The following is a 20,115-nucleotide window of genomic DNA, read 5'->3' as shown; positions in this document are numbered from 1 at the left end:
CCAACATGACGCAACGATACGAGTTGAGCGATCTCATTCGCGCCGATAACTTTATCGACGGCAAGTGGGTCGCGGCTTCCAGCGGCAAACGCTTCGCCGTCACCGATCCCGCGACGGGCGAACTCATCGCGCAGGTCGCCGACAGCGGCCCCGCCGATGCGCGCGCCGCAACGGATGCCGCCGCGCGCGCGTTCCCCGCGTGGCGCGATGCGTTGCCGAAGGATCGCGCCGCGGTGCTGCATCGCTGGCACGCGCTGATCGTCGAAAACGCGGATACGCTCGGGCGTCTCATCTCGCTCGAACAAGGCAAGCCGTTCGCGGAAGGACGCGGCGAAGTGATGTACGGCGCATCCTACGTCGCATGGTTCGCGGACGAAGCCACGCGCATCTACGGCGACATCATTCCGCAGCAGCAGCGCGGCAAGCGCATGAGCGCGGTGAAGGAACCTGTCGGCGTCGTCGCGGCCATCACGCCGTGGAACTTCCCGCTTGCGATGATCGCGCGCAAGATCGCGCCGGCGCTCGCGGCCGGCTGCACGGTCATCGGCAAACCGGCGGAAGACACGCCGCTCACCGCGCTTGCGCTTGCCATGCTCGCGCATGAAGCGGGCGTGCCGCCGGGCGCGTTGAACCTGATCAGCGCGTCGCGCGAGAACGCGCAGGAAGCGGTGGCGGACTGGCTCGAGGACGGCCGCGTGCGCAAGATCACGTTCACCGGCTCGACGCCGGTGGGCAAGTATCTCGCGCGCGAATCGGCGGGGACGCTCAAGAAGCTGTCGCTCGAACTCGGCGGCAATGCGCCCTTCATCGTGTTCGACGATGCCGATATCGAAGCCGCTGTCGCGGGTCTCATGGCATCGAAGTTTCGCAATGGCGGACAGACCTGCGTGTGCCCTAATCGCGTGTACGTGCAGTCGTCCGTGTATGACCGCTTCGCGGATTCGCTCGCGAAGCGCGTCGCCGCGCTGAAGGTCGCGCCCGCCACCGATCCGGAAGCCCAGATCGGCCCGATGATCAACGCGCGCGCGGTCGAAAAGATCGAGCGCCACGTGAGCGATGCGGTAAAGCGCGGCGCTCGCGTGCTCACGGGCGGCAAGCGGCTCGATATCGGGCAGAACTATTACGCGCCCATCGTGCTCGCCGACGCGACGCCCGACATGCAGTTGAGCTGCGAAGAAACGTTCGGTCCTGTCGTGCCGCTCTTCCGTTTCGACGATGAAGCGGAAGCCATTCGCGCCGCGAACGATACGCCCTTCGGCCTCGCGTCGTACTTCTATAGCCAGGATGTGAAGCGCATCGACCGCGTGGCGCGCTCGCTCGAAGCGGGCATCGTGGGCATCAACGAAGGCGCGCTTGCAAGCGAAGCCGCCCCGTTCGGCGGCGTGAAGGAATCCGGCTACGGACGCGAAGGATCGAAGTACGGTCTCGACGATTATCTGTCGATCAAGTATCTGTGCCAGGGCGGTCTCGAATGAACGCCTATCCGATCGAGATCACGTTCCCGGACATCGGCGCGCACGAGCAGGGCAATACGGGCGTGCCGTACGTGCACACGTTCGATTCGGGCATCGACGGTCCACATGTGATGATCAACGCGCTCACGCACGGCAACGAAGTGTGCGGCGCGATCGTCGTCGATGAACTGCTGGGTGCAAACCTGCGCCCGCGCCGGGGCAAGCTGACCCTCGCCTTTGCGAACGTCGATGCCTACCGCCGTTTCGATGCCGGCGAGCCCGATGCGTCGCGCTTCGTCGATCAGGACTTCAATCGCGTGTGGACGGCGCAAGCGCTCGATGACGCATCCCGCGATTCGAGCGAACTGCGCCGCGCCCGCGCGATGCGGCCCGTCATCGATACCGTCGACCTGCTGCTCGATCTTCACTCGATGCACGAGAAAAGCAAGCCGTTGATCGTCGCGGGACCGCTCGACAAGGGCATCGAATTGTCGTCGCGGCTCGGCGCGCCGGCCACCGTCATCTGCGACGAAGGGCATCCCGAAGGCCGCCGCATGCGCGATTACGAAGGCTTCGGCGATGCATCGAGTGCGAAGAACGCATTGCTCATCGAATGCGGCCAGCATTGGGAAGCGAACGCGGTGACGGTCGCACGCGATGTGACGGCGCGCTTTCTCGTGCTATCCGGCGTAATCGACAAAAGCGACGCGCCCGAAGGATGGATACAGCCATCGCCGCCGGAAATGCTCGTCGTACGCGTGACGCAACCCGTCGTCGCGGCGAGCATGGACTTTCGCTTCGCCGGCGATTACACCGGCCTCGAAGTCTTTGCCGATGCGGGCAGCGTCATCGGCTGGTCAGAAGGCAATCCGGTCCAAACGCCGTACGACGACTGCATGCTCGTGATGCCTTCATTACGCCAACTGCGGCCCGGCGTGACGGTCGTGCGGCTCGGCAAGATCGAACGGCGCATACAACCCAACCGGGAGCAATAGATGAAAGTTCAGCAGATCAGGCAAAGCGTGGCGATTGCAGGACTCGAAGACTGGGGCACGGCCGGACTGCCCGGCACGCAGGAAATCAAGGTATCGGGCGTGCAGAAGGTCATTCCGGGCAGCGAGGCAATCGATACGGGCGTATTCGAATGCACGCCCGGCACCTATCGCCGTTCGGTGAAGCAGGCGGAAGTCATGCATTTTCTGGCGGGCAGCGGCCGCTTCACGCCTGATGGCGAAGACACCGTCCACTTCGCAGGCGGCGATACGCTCTTCTTCGCGGCCAATACCGAAGGCACCTGGGAAGTCGATCAAACCATGCGCAAGGTCTACGTCATCTTCTGAACGACATAACATCAGGTCATGGTCACTCCAACAATTGCGGCGTTGCCCTCGCCTATTTGACTCAATATATTTCGAATCATCCCCGCGTCGTCGCCGCCTCGGAGTGAAACCGGGCGGGACCGCGCGACCTGCAACAGGTCCACTGCTTCAACCTTTGTCGAGGAAAACGCCGTGATGAAGATTGCAAGGTTCCGCTGTCCGCGCATTTCCGTTCGTCCGCTTGCGATGACATTACTGTTGTCCGTCGCGGGCGCGGCACCCGCTTTCGCAGAAGGCAAGATCACGTTCGTATCGCAAGGCGGCGCGTATCAGGAAGCGCAGACCAAGGCGATTCTCGACCCCGCCGCGAAAGAGCTCGGCATCACCATCAATCAGGACAGCATTCCGGATGCGTGGCCGCAAATCAAGGCGCAAGGCGCGACCGGCAAGCCGATTTGGGACGTCGTCGATACACCGACCTCGAACTGTCTGCGCGGCGGGCGCGAGGGGCTGCTGGAGAAGCTCGATTTCTCGAAGATGCCGAATGCCGCCACCATTCCCGAGAAATACCGCACGCCTTATTCGGTGCCTTACGAGTTCTATTCGACCGTCATCGGCTATAACAAGAAGACGCTCAAGAAAGTGCCGCAAAGCTGGAAAGACTTCTGGGACGTGAAGAACTTTCCCGGCACGCGCGCGCTGCGCAACGATCCCACCACCGTGCTCGAAGCCGCGCTGATGGCCGATGGCGTCGCGCGCGACAAGCTCTATCCGCTCGATGTGGATCGCGCGTTCAAGAAGCTCGAAGAGATCAAGCCGCATATCACGGTATGGTGGACATCGGGCGGCCAGTCCGCGCAGTTGCTGCATGACGGCGAAGTCGACATGACGATGATCTGGAACGGCCGCGCAAGCGCCGTGATGAAGGACGACCCCGATGTCGCGTTCACCTTCAACGACGGCATCCTGCAGAACACGCAGCTTTGCATCCTCAAGAACGCGCCGAATCTCAGCGACGCCGTGCGCTTCGTGAACGCGGCCGTATCGCCGGAATTGCAGGCCAACCTTCCGCTTTATATCGATTACGGTCCGGGTAATCCCGCTGCATTCAAGACGGGCAAGATCACCGACAAGCGCGCGGCCGAGTTGCCGAGTGCGCCGGCCAACGCCGCGAAACAGGCATTGATGTCCGAGGAATGGTGGGCCTCCGAGCCGGGCATTCAGGCGAAGGCGCGCTGGCTCAAGTTCATGCAATGACGCGGCTCGCGCCCGCCGGCGTTCCGACGTGTTCGACTATCTGATCCTGGGCGGCGGCTCGGCCGGCTGCGTGCTGGCCGCGCGTCTTTCCGAAGATGCGAGTGCGCGCGTGTGCCTCGTCGAAGCGGGCCGCGATATCTCCGCGCAGACGATGCCCGATGCGATCCGCAGCCGCTATCCGGGCCGCGCGTATCTCGACACGCGCAACATCTGGCAAGCGTTGAAAGCCCGCATGAGCACGCGCGCCCCGTTGCGGCGCTATGAACAGGCGCGCTTGCTGGGCGGCGGCTCAGCCATCAACGCGCTGATGGCCAATCGCGGTTCGCCCGCCGATTACGACGAATGGGAAGCGCTCGGCGCGTCGGGCTGGAACTGGGAGACGTGCCTGCCCTACTTCCGCAAGCTCGAATCGGACTGCGATTTCAGCGGCGATCTTCACGGCAGCGATGGGCCGTTGCGCGTTCAACGCACACCGCGCTCGCGCATCTCGCCGTTCGTGCGCGCGGTGCTTGCTTCGCTTGCGGATCGCGGTTACGCGATGCACGACGATCAGAACGGGCCGTGGCAGGACGGCACGTTCATCGGTTCTATCGCGGTGAGCGCAAAAGGCGAACGCATCCCGACTTCGGTCTGCTATCTCGACGATGCGGCCCGCGCGCGTCCCAACCTCACGATACACACGGACGAAGCGGTCGAACGCATTCTGTTCGATGGCCGACGGGCGATCGGCGCGCGCATCGTTCGCGCAGACGGAACGCGTCACCACCTGCAAGCGCGGCGCGTGATCGTATCGGCAGGCGCGATTCATAGTCCCGCATTGCTGATGAGAAGCGGCATCGGGCCGGCGGAAGAACTCGCCGCGCTCGGCATCGATGTGCTTGCGGATCGGCCTGGCGTGGGCCGCAATTTGATGGAGCATCCGTCGATTGCGGTATCCGCATTCCTGCCGCGGACCTCGCGCACGCCGTTCCCCGATGAACATCACGAACAGGCCATCGTGCGTTTCTCGTCAAGCCTGCCCGATACCGTTCCTGGCGACATGCACGGCGCCATCCTTTCGCGCTCGGGGTGGCATTCGGTAGGCTATCGTCTGGGGACGATCTTCTTCTGGGTCAACAAGTCGTATTCGCGGGGGCGCGTGACGCTGACGTCGGTCAATGCACTCGATGAACCCAATGTCGATTTCGCGATGCTCTCCGATTCGCGCGATCTCGAACGATTGAAGCTCGCGTTGCGCTTCGGCGCATCGGTTCTGAAAGCGCATCGCGATGTCGTCTTTCCGTCGAGCTATTCGCCGCGCGTGGCGGCCGTCGCGGTGCCCGGCAAGTGGAACGCACTGCAACGCGGCGCATTGAGCGCATTGCTCGATGTGGCAGGCCCGTTGCGCCACGCGCTGATCCAGAGCGTCGTAACGCAAGGCGTGACCATCGACAAGCTGCTCGATGACGACGACGCATTGACCGCGTTCGTCATGCGCTCGGTTGGTGGAACATGGCATCCGTCGGGCACGTGCCGCATGGGTTCTTCGAGCGACAGATACGCCGTCACCGATTCGAGCGGCGCAGTCTACGGCGTGGATGGCTTGCATGTATGCGACGCATCGCTGATGCCGTCGATTCCATGCGCGAACACGAATGTGCCGACGATCATGATCGCGGAGCGCGTCGCCGATGCGTTACGCCGCGCGCCGCAAGCGGAACCGACAGCGCATGCGGCGAACTACGCGCCGTAGCCCACGATGCCCTTCACCTCGAGAAACGCCTCCAGTCCCCACTCGCCGTACTCGCGTCCGTTGCCCGATTGCTTGTAACCGCCGAACGGCGAGCCAGGATCCCACGCCGGATAGTTCACATAGACGCTGCCCGCGCGCATTTTCATCGCGACGTTGCGCGCGCGTTCCTGGTCCTTCGATTGCACGTAGGCCGCGAGGCCATACGGCGTGTCGTTGGCGATAGCAACGGCCTCGTCCTCGTCGCGATACGGCATGATCGCGAGCACGGGCCCGAAGATTTCCTCACGCGCAATCGTCATCGATGGATGCACGTTCGCGAACACCGTCGGCTTCACGTAGTATCCGCGAACGAGTCCATCGGGACGTCCGGGGCCGCCCGCGATCAACGCCGCGCCTTCACTGATGCCGATTGCGATCAGCTGCTGCACCCGCCCGTATTGAACATCGCTGACGACGGGACCCATCGTCGTATCCGATGCATCGGCCGGGCCGACGCGATGCTGCCGAGCCGCTCGCGCTGCGATCTCCACCGCTTCATCGTGACGCGATGCGGGCACGAGCATGCGCGTCGGCGCGTTGCACGACTGACCGCTGTTGCTGAAGCACGCGTTCACGCCCGATGTCACCGCTGCTTCGAAATCGGCATCGTCGAGCAGGATGTTCGCGGACTTGCCACCGAGTTCCTGATGCACGCGCTTCACCGTCGGCGCGGCGAGCTTCGCTATTTCGATGCCCGCGCGCGTCGAGCCGGTGAAGGACACCATGTCCACGTCCGGATGTTCGGAGAGCGCCGCGCCGACAGTCGGGCCATCGCCGTTCACGAGATTGAACACGCCTTTGGGCACGCCCGCTGCATCGACGATTTCAGCGAACAGTAACGCGTTCATGGGCGACACTTCGCTTGGCTTCAGGACCACCGTGCAGCCTGCCGCGAGCGCGGGCGCAACCTTGCACACTATCTGATTAATCGGCCAGTTCCACGGCGTGATGAGCGCGGCCACGCCGACCGCTTCGTGATTGATGAGCGTCGAGCCTTTCATGCGCTGCCACTCGAAACGCGCGACCGTGCGCAGCGTCTCTTCGATATGCCGCTTGCCGAGACCCGCCTGCCACGCATGTGCGAGCTTCTTCGGCGCGCCGATCTCGCGCATGATGATGTCGGCCATCTCTTCGTAACGCGCGAGATACGCATCGAGCAGACGATCGAGTATCGCGACGCGCTCGTCGACGCGCGTCGCGGCAAACGATGCGAATGCACGGCGTGCGGCCGCCACCGCGCGATCCACATCGCGGGTATCGCCGAGCGCGACTTCGCCTATCGTCTCTTCCGTCGAAGGGTCGATGACCGGCAGACGCCTGTCGCCGGAAGGATCGACCCATTCGCCATCAATGTAGAACTGCTGCAAATGTCGCATGTTTCGAGGGCTCGAATGTTCAGGCTCGCGCCGTGGAAGAAGAACGCCGGCTCACGACGACGATCATCACGAGGCACAAGGTCAGGGCCGTCAACATCGTGCTGATGGCCGCTATGGTCGGATCGATTTCATCGCGCAACGTGACGAACATGCGGCGCGTGAGCGTCTGATTGTTGCCGCCTGAAATGAACAGCGCGACCACGGTTTCATCGAGCGCCTGAATGAACACGAAGACCGCGCCGGAAATCACGCTCGCCTTGATCTGCGGCAGCGTGACCGCCATGAACGCGCGAAAGCGGTTCATGCCGAGACTGCGTGCGACCATCTCCTGGGTGCGATCGAAGGTCCGCAAGTCCGCGCCCACGGAGATCAGCACATACGGCAGGCCGAGCATCGTATCCGCGATGACGAGCCCGCCGAGCGTGTTCACATAGCCCAGCTGCGTGAAGACGAAGAACACGCCGACGGCGACGATGATGATCGGCACCATCAGCGGCAGCATCAGGAGCGGACGCAGGTATCGCAACGACGGGTGCGATCCGTACTGAATGCCGTACGCCGCCGCGATGCCGATAGGTGTCGCGATCAACGCCGCACAGGCGGACGCCGCGAAGCTCGTCCTGGCTGCATCGATCCATGCGGGGTTGTCGAAGAACGCGTGATACCAGCGCAGCGAATATGCAGGCGGCGGGAACGTGAGAAAGCGCGCATCGGAGAAGGAAAGCGGCACGACGATCACCACTGGAATCATCAGGAACGCGAGAATCAGCATCACCGATGCGCCGAGCGTCACGCGCCCGAACGACCATGTATTGCTCGTCTCCATCATTTCGCTCCCAGTGTCTTTTCGAGCGGAATCACGCGCGTCACCGCATAGAAGACCGCGAACACGCAGATGAGCAGCACCACGCTCACCGAACTCGCCGCGCCCCAGCTGTTGTAGATCTCGACGTTGCGGCTCACGATCATCGAGACCATCATCGACTTGCCGCCGCCCATCAGCTCCGGCGTGATGTAGAAGCCGAGACACAGCACGAAGACGAGCGTCACGCCCGCGAGCACGCCGCTCATCGAAAGCGGCAGGAACACGCGAAGGAACACATGCAGCGGCGATCCACCGAGGCTCGCGCCCGCTTGCGAGAGATTCGGCGCGATCTTCTGCATCGCCGAGAAAAGCGGCAGCACCATGAACGGCAGGAGAATGTGCACCATCGCGATGATCGTGCCGAACTGGTTATACGAAAGCTGCAACGGGCGATCGATCAGGCCCATGCCGAGCAGCGCCTTGTTGATGAGACCGGTGCGCTGCAACAGCACGAGCCACGCATACGTGCGCACGAGCACGCTGGTCCAGAACGGCAGGATCACCATGCCGAGCACGAGCGCGCTCCATCGGGGCGATATCGACGCCGCGAAGTACGCTACCGGATAGCCGAGCAGCAACGTGACGACGGTCACGATGAAACTGAGCTTGAACGTCAGCAAGAAGGTGTCGAGATAAGCGCCCGTGAAGACGCGCTTGTAGTTCACGAGCGAGAACGCGCCATCGTGCATGAACGATTGCCACGAAAGCCATGCGAGCGGCGCAACGAGCAGCACGATCACGACGAGCAGCGCGGGGGCCATCAACAGCAGCATCGCGCGGTCTTCGCGGCGTTGGTGGCGCACCGTGGGGTCGAGCGTCGAGGCATGCGTCACGGCGGTGTCCTGGAGTATCCGTCTGGCTGTCGTCATCATGCACCTACGGCGTCGAGAAACTGATACCACGCGGCGACGAGCCTCACACCCGGCGCGCGCAGCGTATGAAAGGGCACCGGCCGCAGACCGTTCTGCGCGAGCAGTGCAAGCTCCGGCGTTTCGCCGAGCGCGAGCGCGGCCGCGTGCTGACCGATGAGACTCGCCATCGCGACGCCCGCGCCGTTATAGCCCAGGCAAAACGTCGTGGCCTCGTCGCTTCGGCCCACGTGCGGCAACGCATTGAACGTCATGCCGACATAGCCCGACCAGCGATACTCCACCGCCACGTCCTTCAATTGCGGAAAGAGCGCGACCATCGCCCGCTGCAGCGCATCGAAGCCGGTCGCCTCGCCTTCCTTGCCGAACGCATCGCGTCCGCCGAAGAGCATGCGGCCATCGACCTTGCGGAACCACTTCATCATGCGCCGCGTCTCGGTATAGCTGCGACGATTGACCATGAGTTGCGCGTCGAGATCGCGCGGCAGTGGCGCGGTCGCGATCATCGCGCTTCTGAACGGCACCAGCTCACGGTGATACGAAGCGGTGGCACCGGTGAGATTGGAGTACGCGTTCGTCGCGACGATGACCTGCTTCGCGCGAATGCTTCCACCCGGCGCGCGCAGATGCACCCGGCCGTTCTTCATGCGCGCCATTTCGACGACCGGCGTCGATTCATGGATAGGCACGCCGCGCGCGGTCAAGCCAGCCGCGATGCCGCGCACATATTCGAGCGGCAGGATGGTGCCCGCATCGGCGCTCAACACGCCGCCGACGAAGCCCGCCGATCCCGTCTCATGCGCCACTTCCTCGCGCGACTGCACGGTCATCGACGTATCGTTGAGCGATGTGCGCAACCAGTCCGCTTCGGCGCAAATCGACATGAGCGCACGCTCGGTATGCGCGCAACGCAAGCTGCCGGTCAGTTCGAGGCGCGCGCGTTCGAGCCCGAACTCCTCGACGAGCGCTTCGACGGTGCGCACGCCATCGTGCGCGAGCCGATGCATGCGCTTGGCCATGTCAATGCCGTGCGCGCTCGCGATTGCCGGAAACGAGACGCGAAACTTCGACGACACGACGCCGCCATTACGCCCGCTTGCGCCCCAGCCGATCGGATTCGCATCGATCACCGCGCATTCGACACCGCGTTTTTTCAGCGCATATGCAGCGCTCAAGCCCGAGTAGCCCGCGCCGACGATGGCCACTTCCACATCGACATCGCGTGTCAACGGCGCACCCGTGCTGACCGGCGCGCCGGACGTGGGCACGCGCGCGGCCATCGCTCGCCAGAGCGTTTCGGGTTGCGGGCGAAGCGGAGCGGACGGGGCGCGCATGGTCAGGCAGCGACGCGTACTTCGTCGTCGACGGCATCCGCGAGTGCCGCAAGCGTCGCGAACTTCCACGTCGGTTCGGTCACGGTCTCGGGCACGGGCGTCGCGCCGAAGCCATTCATGCCCTGACGCCGTTCGATCCAGCACGTCGCATAGCCGAGCTTCGTCGCGATGCCGATATCGTGATACTGGCTCTGCGCCGTGTGCAGAATCTCTTCGAACTTGTAGCCGAACGCGGCCTGACGTCCACGGTTATAGGCGAAGAATTGCGGATCGGGCTTCGCTACGCCGGTTTCATCGCAACATACGGTGTCGTCGAACGGATCGCCGAGCGTATGGGCGTACGCGGACAACGCGACGCGATCGGCATTCGTCATCGCGACGAGACGGAAATGCTTGCGCAGTCGCTTCAAGGCCGCGACGGAGTCTTCGAAGGCAGGCCATTCGAGCACGTCGCGCTGGAATGCCGCGGCGGATTGCGCATCGTCAGGGAGGCCTAACTTTCCCGCGAGATGCAGATACACATTCGACATGGCATGGCTCGAGCGGCCGGGATGCTTCGCGCGCCCCTCCATGTACGGCTCGAAAATCTGATCGTCGGTGAGGTCTTTCGCTTTTGCGCCGCCGAGCCGGCGCACGGAATCCAGCACGCCCTTCTCGAAGTTGATCAGCGTACCGACGACATCGAACGTCAGGACCTTGAAATCGGTGAGCTTCATTGCTTCATCCTCTACGGGTTGCATCGCTAAGTTGACAGTCGGAATCGCCCGTGCACAGGCGGTGGATGGAGATCAGGCCGCGACCACGATCGTGTCTTGCGGATCGAGCGCCACGGTCATCGATGCGCCCGGCGCGGGGATGCGCTTGCGGGCATCGTGACCGCCCGGCTGACGAAGGCTGATCGCGGTGCCGTCGGCCAGGGCCGCGAACACACGCAGGCTTTCGCCCTGATACAGCACTTCCGTGACGCGGCATGAGAGCCGGTTTGCATTCGCATGACGATTCTCGCCGTCGATGACGAGCTTCTCCGTCTGCACTGCGAGCAACAGTTTCTGCGCGCGCGGCAACGGGTGCGCCGTGCGCAGAATCGTGTCGCCGAGCTTCACGGCATCGTCGCCGGCGCGCGTGACGTCGAGCATCGTCGCTTCGCCGATGAAGCTCGCGACAAACGCGTCGCACGGGCGGTCATAGAGACGCTCGGGCGTATCGATCTGTACGAGCCGGCCGTCTCTCAACACCGCGACGCGATCGCTCATCGTGAGCGCCTCGCGCTGATCGTGCGTCACGTTGATGATGGTCGCGCCGAGCTGGCGATGCAGCCTGCGCAATTCGATCTGCATGGTCTCGCGCAACTGTTTGTCGAGCGCGGAGAGCGGTTCGTCCATCAGAATCAGTTGCGGCTCGAAGACGATCGCGCGTGCAAGCGCGACGCGCTGCTTCTGCCCGCCCGAAAGCTGATGGATGCCGCGGTTTTCATAGCCTTTGAGTTCGACCATCGCGAGGGCATCGGCGACGCGCCTGGACCATGTCGACTTCGGCTCGCGACGCGCGCGCAGCGAGAACGCGACGTTCTCGCCGACCGTCATGTGCGGAAAGAGCGCGTAGTTCTGGAAGACGATGCCGATGTTCCGCTTATGCGGCGGCGCGAATGTAATGTCACGTTCGCCTACCCACACGCTGCCCGATGTCGGCTGCACGAAGCCGCCGAGAATGCCGAGCAGCGTCGTCTTGCCCGAACCCGAAGGCCCGAGCAGCGAGACGAATTCGCCAGGCGCGATATCGAGCGACACGTCGTCGAGCGCAGTCACCGCGCCATAGCGCCTCGTGGCGGACCTGATCGACACTCCGGTTTTAGCGCGTGCGTCCATGGCGTTCGTCTCGTCCAAGAGAGAGAGGTTGGGAAAATACTAAGTCGCGATGTTTTTGACGGCAATTCCAAAATTGTTGGATCGGGCATAACATGAAGTCATGCCCAGTCTCCGAAGAAAACTGCCTAGCGCCAATGCGCTCTTCGTGTTCGAAGCGGCGGCGCGCTGCGGCAACTTCACGCGCGCCGCGCAAGAGTTATATGTGAGCCAGCCCGCGGTCAGCCGCATGCTCGCGCGCATGGAGGACCATATCGGCGTGCGGCTTTTCGAGCGCGTGCGGGGTGGCATTGAACTGACGGAAAGCGGCGAGATTCTGTATCGGAAGATATCGGAGGGCTTTAGCGGCATAGAAAGCGCGATACGCGAAATCGAAGCGCGCGCGACGGGCATCGAGACCGTCACGTTGTCGGTGTCCACGGGGCTCACCACGCACTGGCTGATGCCGCGCATGAGCCGTCTCAACGAGGCGTTTCCTTCCATCGACTTGCGCTTTCAATTGATATCGGGGCGCATAGGCGGACCGCTCGTCGATGTCGACCTCGGCATGCGCTTCCTGCACGACGACGAGATCGACGAGAACGCCGTGCTCGTGATGCCCGAAATGCTGCTGCCGGTGTGCAACCCGCGTTACGACGAGCTTGCAAGGACGCAAGCGGCGCGCGCGCACGGCGATACGGTCATCGTGATGGACGACGAAGAGCGCGGCTGGCACGAGCGTTTTCATGCATTCGCTTCGAAGGAACGCCATGCGGCCGGCATGCTGCGCTTCAACGACTATGCGATCGTCGTGCAGGCGGCCCTGCTCGGTCAAGGCATTGCGCTCGGCTGGCTCAACGTGACATCGCACTGGCTCGCGCAAGGCGCGCTCGTGCCGGCTGAAGAAGAGCTGCTCGTGACCAGCCGGCGCTGTTGTCTGCTTACGCCGCCCAACCGGCCCGTGAGGCCCATTGTCGCGGACGTGCGCGAGTGGATCATCCAGGAAGCATCAAGCGACCTGCGCACGGTCGAAAGCGCTTACCCGCGGCTCGGCTTGCGCGACGCGCTTCACCAGACCGGCATCGAACTGGGCTGAACGCGCTTTTTCGCGCGTGCGCTCTATGAACGCGCTCGGCGTCATTCCGGTGAGACGCTTGAAATGCCGCGCGAGATGGCTTTGATCGAAGAAGCCCACTTCGGTCGCGACGACCGATCCCGGCACGCCCGCGAGCAACAAGGTCTGCGCGCGGCGCACGCGCAGCTCGCACAGATACTTGTAGGGCGATAGCCCGAACTGCTCGCGAAACACGGTCGCAAAGCGCGATACGCTCAACGCCGACAGGTCCGCGAGTTGCGCGAGACTCACGGTCTTGTCGAAATTGTTTTCGATGTAAGCGATTGCGTCGACCAGATTGGCTTGGCTCATGGCGAAGTCTCGGAAGTGACCGTCTCGGCGTGCGTCGCCGACGTGCGTTGAAATCGTCTGATGGAGAACGACGAAAGATCGATGGGCGTGCTGCCCGTATCGAGCAGCTCGGCAAGCGTTTCGCCGACGCCCGGCCCGATCTGAAAACCCGATCCGCTGAAGCCGAACGCATAGAACAAGCCATCGACTTTCGCACTCGGGCCGATGACCGGCTCCGAATCCGGCAGGTAGCTTTCCACGCCGCTCCATACGCGAATCACATGCAGCGGCCGCATGGCGGGCACCATGCGAAGGAACTGCGCCATCTGCGCGACGGTGTTCTCGGGCAACACGGATGCGCGCCGCGCGAGCGTATCGGCGGGACCGGGCGGGCCGCCCCCCAGCACGATATTGCCGCGCGCCACCTGCCTGTAATAGACGCTCTCTTGCCGGATCGACGAATAGACACCCATCGACGCGCCGAGCGCGTACGGCACAGGCTCGGTCACGGCCATTTGCGGACCGCGCGCGACGAGCGGCACCGGCTCACCGGCTTGCGTCGAGAGTGTATTGGCCCACGCGCCGGCGCAGACCAGCACTTGTTCCGCGCGATAGATGCTGCCGGTTGCGCTCTCCACGCGAAAGCCGCCTGCTTCCTTCTCGATACGCACGACTTCCGTGTTCTCGACGATGCGCGCTCCCAGCCGCGACGCCGCGCGTCCGAATGCAGGCGCGGCAAGACGCGGATTCGCATGACCATCGAAGGGCGAGACCGATGCCGCGAGCACGTCGCGGCCGATATGCGGGAAGCGCTTGAACACCGCCGCGCCGTCCAGCACTTCGAGATCGAGGCCATGGTCGCGCGCTTCGGCGGCATAGCGATGAAAATATTCCGCGTCGTGCGCGTGATAGCACACGCGCGTATGGCCCGACGGCATGAACTCGACATCCTCGCCCAGCAATTCACGCGAACGCCGCCACGTTTCGAGCGCGCGATTCGACATCCCGAGCTGGGCGAGCGCGCGTCCTTGCCGGCGCACGCCGCCGAAGTTCACGCCGCTTGCCTGCTGCCCCGTCAGGCCGCGTTCGAGAAGAATCACCGATCGCTGGCGGCGGCGCAGAAAGAATGCGGTCGTCGTGCCGACGATGCCCCCGCCGATCACGATTACATCGGCCCGATCGCTCATTCGCTCGTCTCCATGTCCTCTTGCGTCGTGACCGCCATCGGCAGCGGCTTGACGGGCGCTTGTCCGCGCAGACGGCCCACGGCTTCGAGGGGCACGCGCGCCTCTGCTGCGATGACTTCGGCGCCTGCATGTGCGCAGAAGCGGCCCTGGCATCGGCCCATGCCGACGCGTGAAAACGCCTTCGCACGATTCGCCTCGGTCGCGCCCATCTCGTTCACGACGCGCCGCAATTCGCCTGCGGTGATCGCTTCGCATCGACAGACGATGGTGTCGTCGGGCAATGCGGCGGCGAATCGCGCAGGCCATGGAAACGCGGTGCGCAAGCCCGCCGCGAAGCGCGTGAAGCGCTGCAATTGCATGCGCAGCCGGTCGACTTCGTCCTCGTTGCGCGCCACGCCGATATCCTTTAACGCGGCCAGCGCCGCGAGACGTCCCGCGCGTTCGGCCGCATCCGCGCCGCGCACGCGCGCGCCATCGCCTGCGAGATAGACGCCCTTCACGCTGCTGCGGCCGTCTTCATCGGCGACGGGAAGCCATTGCTGCAAATCGTGATCGAAGCGGAACGCGCAGCCGGCGAGGTCTGCAAGCTGAGTCTCGGGACGAAGGTGATAGCCGAGCGCAACCGCATCGCAGGGTACTTGCAGCGTCGCGCCGTTCGCCTGCTTCACGCTCACGCTCTGCACGCCGTTCTCATTCGTTCCTTCGATGGCGACCGGCGTAATGCCGCGATGAACCGGCACCCGCGCATCCTCGAGCACGCGCATCAACGCGACGCCCTTCTTCAACGTCGATGGGATCGCGAGCAGTTGCGGCAACGCCCGCACGCGTTGCAGGAACGTCGATGTATCGAGCACTGCGCTGACGGTCGCGCCCGCCTTCACGTATTGCGCGGCGACGAGATAGAGCAGCGGACCCGTGCCCATCATCACGACGCGCGAGCCGATCGCACAGCCCTGCGATTTCAACGCGACCTGTGCCCCGCCCAGGCTGTACGCGCCCGCATGATGCCAGCCGGGAACCGGCATCAGCCGATCCGTCGCGCCGCTGCAAATGACGAGCGCATCGAACACGAGCTTGCGATGACGTGCACCGCTCACCACATGCACTGCGTTCGGCTCGATGTTCCACACGAGCGTATCGGGCACGTAGTCGATGTTCGCACGCAAGGCATCGAACGCTGCATGCAATGCACGCGCGCGTTCCGCTTCGGTCCCATAGAGCGTGTCATACGTGCGCCTGAAGCCGTCCGGCTGACGACGATAAATCTGCCCGCCATCGCGCATGCCTTCATCGACCACGACCGGACGCAAGCCCGCTTCGACGAGCGCCTGCGCCGCACGCACACCCGCCGGTCCCGCGCCGATCACGATTACAGTCGCGGCCATAGGCCCTCCGTTTGCGCGATTCGCGTCACGATCGACATGCCTTCGACCGCTGGCGTGGTGCATGCGCGCACGCGCTCGCCATCCGCCGTCCACACCCAGCAATCCTGGCACGCGCCCATCACGCAGAATCCGGCGCGGCGGCCATCGCCGAACTCCGAGTCGCGCAACGCATCCTGCGATGTGAGCAACGCGACCATCAACGTGTCGCCTTCCGCTGCCAGCGCAGGCCGGCCATCGATCAGGACGACGAACGTTGCGCGCCCCTGCTCCGCGACTCTCACGAAACGCCCGCTCATGCCGTCACCGTTTCAGGAGTCTGCATGCGCGCGAGATCCTCCGCGCTGTGATGACACAGAATCTGCGCGCCCGATGGAAGCGTCTTCTTCGCGGGCGGCGTGACGTTGCACTGACCGTCGATGCGCGCGGCGCAGCGCGAGCGGAAGCTGCACAGTTCGGGCGCATCGCTTTCCGGGCCCATCGCGGGCAATGTCGCGAGCGCCGTCGCGCGTCGCGAATCGAGCCAGCCAGGACGCAGCGCGGGCACGGAATCCACGAGCAAGCCGGTGTAGGGGTGATACGGCGGATGCGAAAGCGCATCGCGCTGGCCCGCTTCGACGCACTGCCCCGCATACAGCACGATGACGTCGTCGCAGATGGCCCGCACCGTCGATATGTCGTGGCTGATGAACATGTACGACACGTGTAGCTCGCGGCGCAGTTCGGCGAGCAGATCGAGGATCGCGGCGCCGACGACCGTATCGAGCGCGGACGTCACTTCATCGCAGAGAATGAGTTCGGGATTGGCCGCGAGCGCGCGCGCGAGATTCACGCGCTGCTTCTGTCCGCCCGACAAACCGCCCGGCTGACGCTTCGCGATGGATGCCGGCAGCTTCACGAGATCCAGCAGTTCGAGCATGCGCTTTTGCGCCGCCGCGCCGCGCAAGCCGTGATAGAAGTTCATCGGCCGCGCAAGGATATCCGCGATGGTGCGACTGGGATTCAGCGCGGTATCGGCGTTCTGAAAGACGATCTGTACACGGCGATACTGATCCAGCGTGCGCTCCGACAGCTTTGCGGGCAACGGCTTGCCGTCGAGCAGCACGTCGCCGCGCGCGCGGTCGACGAGACCCGCGATCACGCGCGCGAGCGTCGTCTTGCCCGATCCCGATTCACCGATCACGCCGAGCGTAGCGCCGCGTGCAATCTTGAGGCTCACTTCATCGAGCACGCGCACGGCGGGCACGCCGTTCGCATCGACGCGGCCATAGCCCGCGCTCAGGTTGCGTATCTCGAGCAGCGGCGTCTCTTTCGCGGCGTGCGGGGCGTCGAGATGGACTTCGGGACGGCGCGTGGCGCCAAGCAACTGGCGCGTGTAGTCGTCGACGGGCGCATCGAGCACCTGAGCGGTCGCGCCGTTTTCGCGCACGCGTCCACCATTCAGGACGACGATGCGATCCGCCATTTGCGCGACGACAGCCAGATCGTGCGATACGTACACCGCCGTCGTGCCGAGTTCGCGCACCACGCCCTTGAAGGCGGCGAGCACTTCGATCTGCGTGGTCACGTCGAGCGCGGTGGTCGGCTCGTCGAACACGACGACAGCGGGATCGGTGATCAGCGCCATGGCCGCCATCACACGTTGAAGCTGTCCGCCCGATACCTGATGCGGATAGCGATCCCCAATCCCTTCAGGGTTCGGCAACGCGAGCGAACGAAACAGACCGACGGCTTTCAGACGTGCGGCAGCGGGTGTCATCAGCTTGTGCAGCAGCGCGGGCTCGGTCACCTGATCCATGATCGTGCGCGCCGGATTGAAGCCCGCCGATGCGCTCTGCGCAACATACGCGACGGTACGCGCACGCAACGCGCGGCGGCCCTTCTCGCCGAGCGAGAGAACATCGACATCGCCGATCTTCACCGAGCCGCCTGCAATCGAACACCCTGCGCGCGCATGGCCGAGCAGCGCCAGCGCAATCGTCGTCTTGCCCGAACCCGACTCGCCGATCAGCGCGAGCACTTCGCCCTTCTTCACCGTGAAGTCGACGCCCTTCACGATCTCGACGACCGCATCGGGGGCGCTGCCCGCGACCACGCGCAAGCCTTTTACTTCGATCATGTTCGCGGTCATTTGCCGCCTCCTTGCGAACGCGCGCCGTGACGACGCAGGCTGTCGATCAGCAGATTCACGCCGACGGTAAGCGTCGCGATGGCGACCGCCGGCATCAGCACTGCGGGCGCGCCTTCCGAAAGACCGCCGATGTTCTCGCGCACGAGCGATCCCCAGTCTGCATTCGGCGGCTGCACGCCGAGGCCGAGAAAGCTCAGGCCCGACAGCAGCAGCACGATGAACACGAAGCGCAGGCCGAAGTCCGCGAGCATCGGATGAATCATGTTGGGCAGCACCTCGACGCGCGCGATATAGAACAGCTTCTCGCCGCGCGCCTTCGCCACCTGCACGTATTCGAGCGTCATGATGTTGACCGCGAGCGAGCGCGAGATGCGGAACGCGCCTGGGATATAGGCGAGCGCGGCCACAGTCATCAGCATCGGAATGGACGAGCCGAATGCCGCGATCACGACGAGCGCAAGTATCTTGCTCGGGATCGAGATGAGCGCATCGGAGAGACGGCTCAGCACTTCATCGATCCATCGGCCGGACACGGCGGCGATCAGCCCGAAGAACGTGCCGATCACGCTCGCCGCGACAGTGGCGGCCAGCGCGAGGCCCACCGTGTATTGCGTGCCGTAGAGAATGCGGCTCAGCATGTCGCGGCCCAGATAGTCGGTGCCGAGCAGATGCGCCGCGCTGTAGGACGCGAAGATTTCCGTCGACGTGAACGCCCCGCCCTTGTACGGCGCGATGACCGGCCCGATGAACGCGACCGCGAGCCAGAACACGACGATTGCAAGACCGATCAGGCCGAGCACGGAGAAGCGATGCACGAGGCGGCTGAACGCACTGCGCCTGACGGCCGCGGGCGCTGGCTCGGGCGGCGTATCGGCGGACGGTTGGTCGTACAGCACGGTCGTGGCGTGAGAAGAGACGTTCCGGTTCATCGTTGACGCAGCCTCGGGTTGGACACGATCTGAGCCAGATCGGCGATGAGTACGAGCGCGAGATACGCGGCGCAAAACACCATCACGCAGCCCTGCACGAGCGGCATGTCGCGGTTGGTGACGGCATCCACCATCAGGCTCGCAAGGCCGGGATAGTTGAAGATGGACTCGACGATCACCACGCCGCCGAACAGATACGACAGCGAGAGCGCCACCGCATTCGCGATCGGCCCTATGGTGTTCGGCAGCACATGACGCAAGACCACGCGCATCGGCGATGCGCCCTTCAGCACGGCCATCTCCACATACGACGCGTTGAGCTGATCGAGCACCGCCGCGCGTGTCATGCGGGCCATCTGCGCGACGATTACGCAGCAGAGCGTCATCACTGGCATCGCGTAAGTGCGCAAGAGCGCACCGAACGACGACACGTCCGACAGATAGGAGAGCGCCGGCAGCCAGCGCAGCTTCACCGCGAAGATCAGCACCGCGATCGTCGCGACGAGGAACTCGGGCACCGCGACCGTCGACAGCGTGAGCACGTTCAGCGTGCGATCCAGGAGCGAGCCGCGATACATCGCAGAGAGAATGCCGATGGTCAGCGCGAGCGGCACGGAGACGAGCGCCGTCAGCCCCGCGAGCACGAGCGAATTAGGCAGGCGCGTCGCGATCAGTTCACTGACCGGCAAATTGTTCGACAGAGACGTGCCGAAGTTGCCCGACACCACGTGCACGAGCCATTGCACATAGCGCGTGACGGCGGGTTGATCGAGACCGAACTGATGCCGCAGTGCTTCGACCTGTTCGGGCGTGGCTGCCTGGCCGAGCGCCTGCTGTGCGGCATCGCCCGGCAAGAGACCGGTGATGCCGAATACGATCATCGACACGATCAAAAGCGTCAGCAGCGCGAGGCCGAGGCGCGCGGCGACGAGTCGTTGCGCGTGAACTTTCATCGGATATCGCCTCTCGTTCCAAGGGTTGATATCGCGCGCCGT

Annotated in this window: 19 protein-coding genes; 6 read left to right on the top strand and 13 right to left on the bottom strand. The window is 64.1% G+C overall.

The window, feature by feature from the left end; all coding sequences use genetic code 11:
* The first annotated feature begins 5 nt into the window (after nucleotides 1-5).
* The 5 genes from NCR35_RS24560 to NCR35_RS24540 all read left to right on the top strand — a co-directional run bounded on the left by NCR35_RS24560 (nucleotide 6) and on the right by NCR35_RS24540 (nucleotide 5,762).
* Entirely contained in the window at nucleotides 6-1,475 is a 1,470-nt protein-coding gene (locus tag NCR35_RS24560; protein WP_250536505.1) for an NAD-dependent succinate-semialdehyde dehydrogenase, read from the top strand.
* Nucleotides 1,472-2,449, top strand: coding sequence for a M14 family metallopeptidase (locus NCR35_RS24555; protein ID WP_250536504.1), 978 nt, complete (start codon nucleotides 1,472-1,474; stop codon nucleotides 2,447-2,449). Before NCR35_RS24560 ends, NCR35_RS24555 begins: the two co-directional genes overlap by 4 nt.
* Nucleotides 2,450-2,794, top strand: coding sequence for a cupin domain-containing protein (locus NCR35_RS24550; protein WP_250536503.1), 345 nt, complete (start codon nucleotides 2,450-2,452; stop codon nucleotides 2,792-2,794).
* Between the two features lie 174 nt (nucleotides 2,795-2,968).
* Nucleotides 2,969-4,030 (top strand): ABC transporter substrate-binding protein, encoded by a 1,062-nt coding sequence (locus NCR35_RS24545; protein ID WP_250536501.1) that lies wholly within the window; start codon nucleotides 2,969-2,971, stop codon nucleotides 4,028-4,030.
* Nucleotides 4,031-4,058: 28 nt separating this feature from the next.
* A complete protein-coding gene (locus NCR35_RS24540; protein WP_250536500.1) occupies nucleotides 4,059-5,762 on the top strand; it encodes a GMC family oxidoreductase in 1,704 nt (567 codons plus the stop codon).
* Here NCR35_RS24540 and NCR35_RS24535 read toward each other — a convergent pair.
* The 6 genes from NCR35_RS24535 to NCR35_RS24510 form a co-directional block, all read right to left on the bottom strand.
* The gene (locus tag NCR35_RS24535; RefSeq protein ID WP_250536499.1) at nucleotides 5,750-7,177 is read right to left on the bottom strand and encodes an aldehyde dehydrogenase family protein; all 1,428 of its coding nucleotides are present in this window, start codon (nucleotides 7,175-7,177) and stop codon (nucleotides 5,750-5,752) included. The two genes, NCR35_RS24540 and NCR35_RS24535, sit on opposite strands and share 13 nt — an antisense overlap.
* A 19-nt stretch (nucleotides 7,178-7,196) precedes the next feature.
* On the bottom strand, nucleotides 7,197-8,003 hold the full coding sequence (locus NCR35_RS24530; RefSeq protein ID WP_250536552.1) for an ABC transporter permease: 807 nt from the start codon (nucleotides 8,001-8,003) through the stop codon (nucleotides 7,197-7,199).
* Nucleotides 8,003-8,914, bottom strand: coding sequence for an ABC transporter permease (locus NCR35_RS24525; protein WP_250536498.1), 912 nt, complete (start codon nucleotides 8,912-8,914; stop codon nucleotides 8,003-8,005). Before NCR35_RS24525 ends, NCR35_RS24530 begins: the two co-directional genes overlap by 1 nt.
* The gene (locus tag NCR35_RS24520; RefSeq protein ID WP_250536497.1) at nucleotides 8,911-10,245 is read right to left on the bottom strand and encodes an NAD(P)/FAD-dependent oxidoreductase; all 1,335 of its coding nucleotides are present in this window, start codon (nucleotides 10,243-10,245) and stop codon (nucleotides 8,911-8,913) included. The genes NCR35_RS24525 and NCR35_RS24520 overlap by 4 nt, the downstream gene beginning before the upstream one ends.
* 2 nt (nucleotides 10,246-10,247) lie before the next feature.
* Entirely contained in the window at nucleotides 10,248-10,961 is a 714-nt protein-coding gene (locus NCR35_RS24515; RefSeq protein ID WP_250536496.1) for an HAD-IA family hydrolase, read from the bottom strand.
* 72 nt (nucleotides 10,962-11,033) lie between these two features.
* On the bottom strand, nucleotides 11,034-12,110 hold the full coding sequence (locus NCR35_RS24510; protein WP_250536495.1) for an ABC transporter ATP-binding protein: 1,077 nt from the start codon (nucleotides 12,108-12,110) through the stop codon (nucleotides 11,034-11,036).
* A 100-nt stretch (nucleotides 12,111-12,210) separates the two neighbouring features.
* On the opposite strand from NCR35_RS24510, the gene NCR35_RS24505 reads away from it, so the two are divergent.
* Nucleotides 12,211-13,182, top strand: coding sequence for a LysR family transcriptional regulator (locus tag NCR35_RS24505; RefSeq protein ID WP_250536494.1), 972 nt, complete (start codon nucleotides 12,211-12,213; stop codon nucleotides 13,180-13,182).
* Here the strand turns inward: NCR35_RS24505 and NCR35_RS24500 are convergent.
* From NCR35_RS24500 to NCR35_RS24470, 7 genes are read right to left on the bottom strand one after another with little or no spacing between them, the layout of a single operon-like run.
* Nucleotides 13,096-13,512, bottom strand: a complete 417-nt coding sequence (locus tag NCR35_RS24500) for a helix-turn-helix domain-containing protein (protein ID WP_250536493.1) — start codon at nucleotides 13,510-13,512, stop codon at nucleotides 13,096-13,098. The two genes, NCR35_RS24505 and NCR35_RS24500, sit on opposite strands and share 87 nt — an antisense overlap.
* Nucleotides 13,509-14,678, bottom strand: coding sequence for an NAD(P)/FAD-dependent oxidoreductase (locus NCR35_RS24495; protein WP_250536492.1), 1,170 nt, complete (start codon nucleotides 14,676-14,678; stop codon nucleotides 13,509-13,511). The genes NCR35_RS24500 and NCR35_RS24495 overlap by 4 nt, the downstream gene beginning before the upstream one ends.
* Nucleotides 14,675-16,063, bottom strand: coding sequence for an FAD/NAD(P)-dependent oxidoreductase (locus NCR35_RS24490; RefSeq protein WP_250536491.1), 1,389 nt, complete (start codon nucleotides 16,061-16,063; stop codon nucleotides 14,675-14,677). Before NCR35_RS24490 ends, NCR35_RS24495 begins: the two co-directional genes overlap by 4 nt.
* Complete coding sequence (locus NCR35_RS24485; protein WP_250536490.1) at nucleotides 16,048-16,359, bottom strand: (2Fe-2S)-binding protein; 312 nt, start codon at nucleotides 16,357-16,359, stop codon at nucleotides 16,048-16,050. The genes NCR35_RS24490 and NCR35_RS24485 overlap by 16 nt, the downstream gene beginning before the upstream one ends.
* On the bottom strand, nucleotides 16,356-18,191 hold the full coding sequence (locus NCR35_RS24480) for an ABC transporter ATP-binding protein (RefSeq protein WP_250536489.1): 1,836 nt from the start codon (nucleotides 18,189-18,191) through the stop codon (nucleotides 16,356-16,358). Before NCR35_RS24480 ends, NCR35_RS24485 begins: the two co-directional genes overlap by 4 nt.
* Nucleotides 18,188-19,120, bottom strand: a complete 933-nt coding sequence (locus NCR35_RS24475) for an ABC transporter permease (RefSeq protein ID WP_250536488.1) — start codon at nucleotides 19,118-19,120, stop codon at nucleotides 18,188-18,190. The genes NCR35_RS24480 and NCR35_RS24475 overlap by 4 nt, the downstream gene beginning before the upstream one ends.
* Nucleotides 19,117-20,073, bottom strand: coding sequence for an ABC transporter permease (locus NCR35_RS24470; protein WP_250536487.1), 957 nt, complete (start codon nucleotides 20,071-20,073; stop codon nucleotides 19,117-19,119). Before NCR35_RS24470 ends, NCR35_RS24475 begins: the two co-directional genes overlap by 4 nt.
* Nucleotides 20,074-20,115 lie beyond the last annotated feature (42 nt).

The organism is Caballeronia sp. AZ10_KS36 (assembly GCF_023631105.1).
GTDB lineage: Bacteria > Pseudomonadota > Gammaproteobacteria > Burkholderiales > Burkholderiaceae > Caballeronia.
Note: the sequence above shows the minus strand (reverse complement) of the source record. Positions and strands in the feature narration are given on the sequence as shown.

Excerpts from the sequence above, each read along its gene's own strand:
- NCR35_RS24560 (WP_250536505.1), top strand. The coding sequence starts at position 6 with ATGACGCAACGATACGAGTTGAGCGATCTCATTCGCGCCGATAACTTT.
- NCR35_RS24555 (WP_250536504.1), top strand. The coding sequence starts at position 1,472 with ATGAACGCCTATCCGATCGAGATCACGTTCCCGGACATCGGCGCGCAC.
- NCR35_RS24550 (WP_250536503.1), top strand. The coding sequence starts at position 2,450 with ATGAAAGTTCAGCAGATCAGGCAAAGCGTGGCGATTGCAGGACTCGAA.
- NCR35_RS24545 (WP_250536501.1), top strand. The coding sequence starts at position 2,969 with ATGAAGATTGCAAGGTTCCGCTGTCCGCGCATTTCCGTTCGTCCGCTT.
- NCR35_RS24535 (WP_250536499.1), bottom strand. The coding sequence starts at position 7,177 with ATGCGACATTTGCAGCAGTTCTACATTGATGGCGAATGGGTCGATCCT.
- NCR35_RS24530 (WP_250536552.1), bottom strand. The coding sequence starts at position 8,003 with ATGGAGACGAGCAATACATGGTCGTTCGGGCGCGTGACGCTCGGCGCA.
- NCR35_RS24525 (WP_250536498.1), bottom strand. The coding sequence starts at position 8,914 with ATGATGACGACAGCCAGACGGATACTCCAGGACACCGCCGTGACGCAT.
- NCR35_RS24520 (WP_250536497.1), bottom strand. The coding sequence starts at position 10,245 with ATGCGCGCCCCGTCCGCTCCGCTTCGCCCGCAACCCGAAACGCTCTGG.
- NCR35_RS24515 (WP_250536496.1), bottom strand. The coding sequence starts at position 10,961 with ATGAAGCTCACCGATTTCAAGGTCCTGACGTTCGATGTCGTCGGTACG.
- NCR35_RS24510 (WP_250536495.1), bottom strand. The coding sequence starts at position 12,110 with ATGGACGCACGCGCTAAAACCGGAGTGTCGATCAGGTCCGCCACGAGG.
- NCR35_RS24505 (WP_250536494.1), top strand. The coding sequence starts at position 12,211 with ATGCCCAGTCTCCGAAGAAAACTGCCTAGCGCCAATGCGCTCTTCGTG.
- NCR35_RS24500 (WP_250536493.1), bottom strand. The coding sequence starts at position 13,512 with ATGAGCCAAGCCAATCTGGTCGACGCAATCGCTTACATCGAAAACAAT.
- NCR35_RS24495 (WP_250536492.1), bottom strand. The coding sequence starts at position 14,678 with ATGAGCGATCGGGCCGATGTAATCGTGATCGGCGGGGGCATCGTCGGC.
- NCR35_RS24490 (WP_250536491.1), bottom strand. The coding sequence starts at position 16,063 with ATGGCCGCGACTGTAATCGTGATCGGCGCGGGACCGGCGGGTGTGCGT.
- NCR35_RS24485 (WP_250536490.1), bottom strand. The coding sequence starts at position 16,359 with ATGAGCGGGCGTTTCGTGAGAGTCGCGGAGCAGGGGCGCGCAACGTTC.
- NCR35_RS24480 (WP_250536489.1), bottom strand. The coding sequence starts at position 18,191 with ATGACCGCGAACATGATCGAAGTAAAAGGCTTGCGCGTGGTCGCGGGC.
- NCR35_RS24475 (WP_250536488.1), bottom strand. The coding sequence starts at position 19,120 with ATGAACCGGAACGTCTCTTCTCACGCCACGACCGTGCTGTACGACCAA.
- NCR35_RS24470 (WP_250536487.1), bottom strand. The coding sequence starts at position 20,073 with ATGAAAGTTCACGCGCAACGACTCGTCGCCGCGCGCCTCGGCCTCGCG.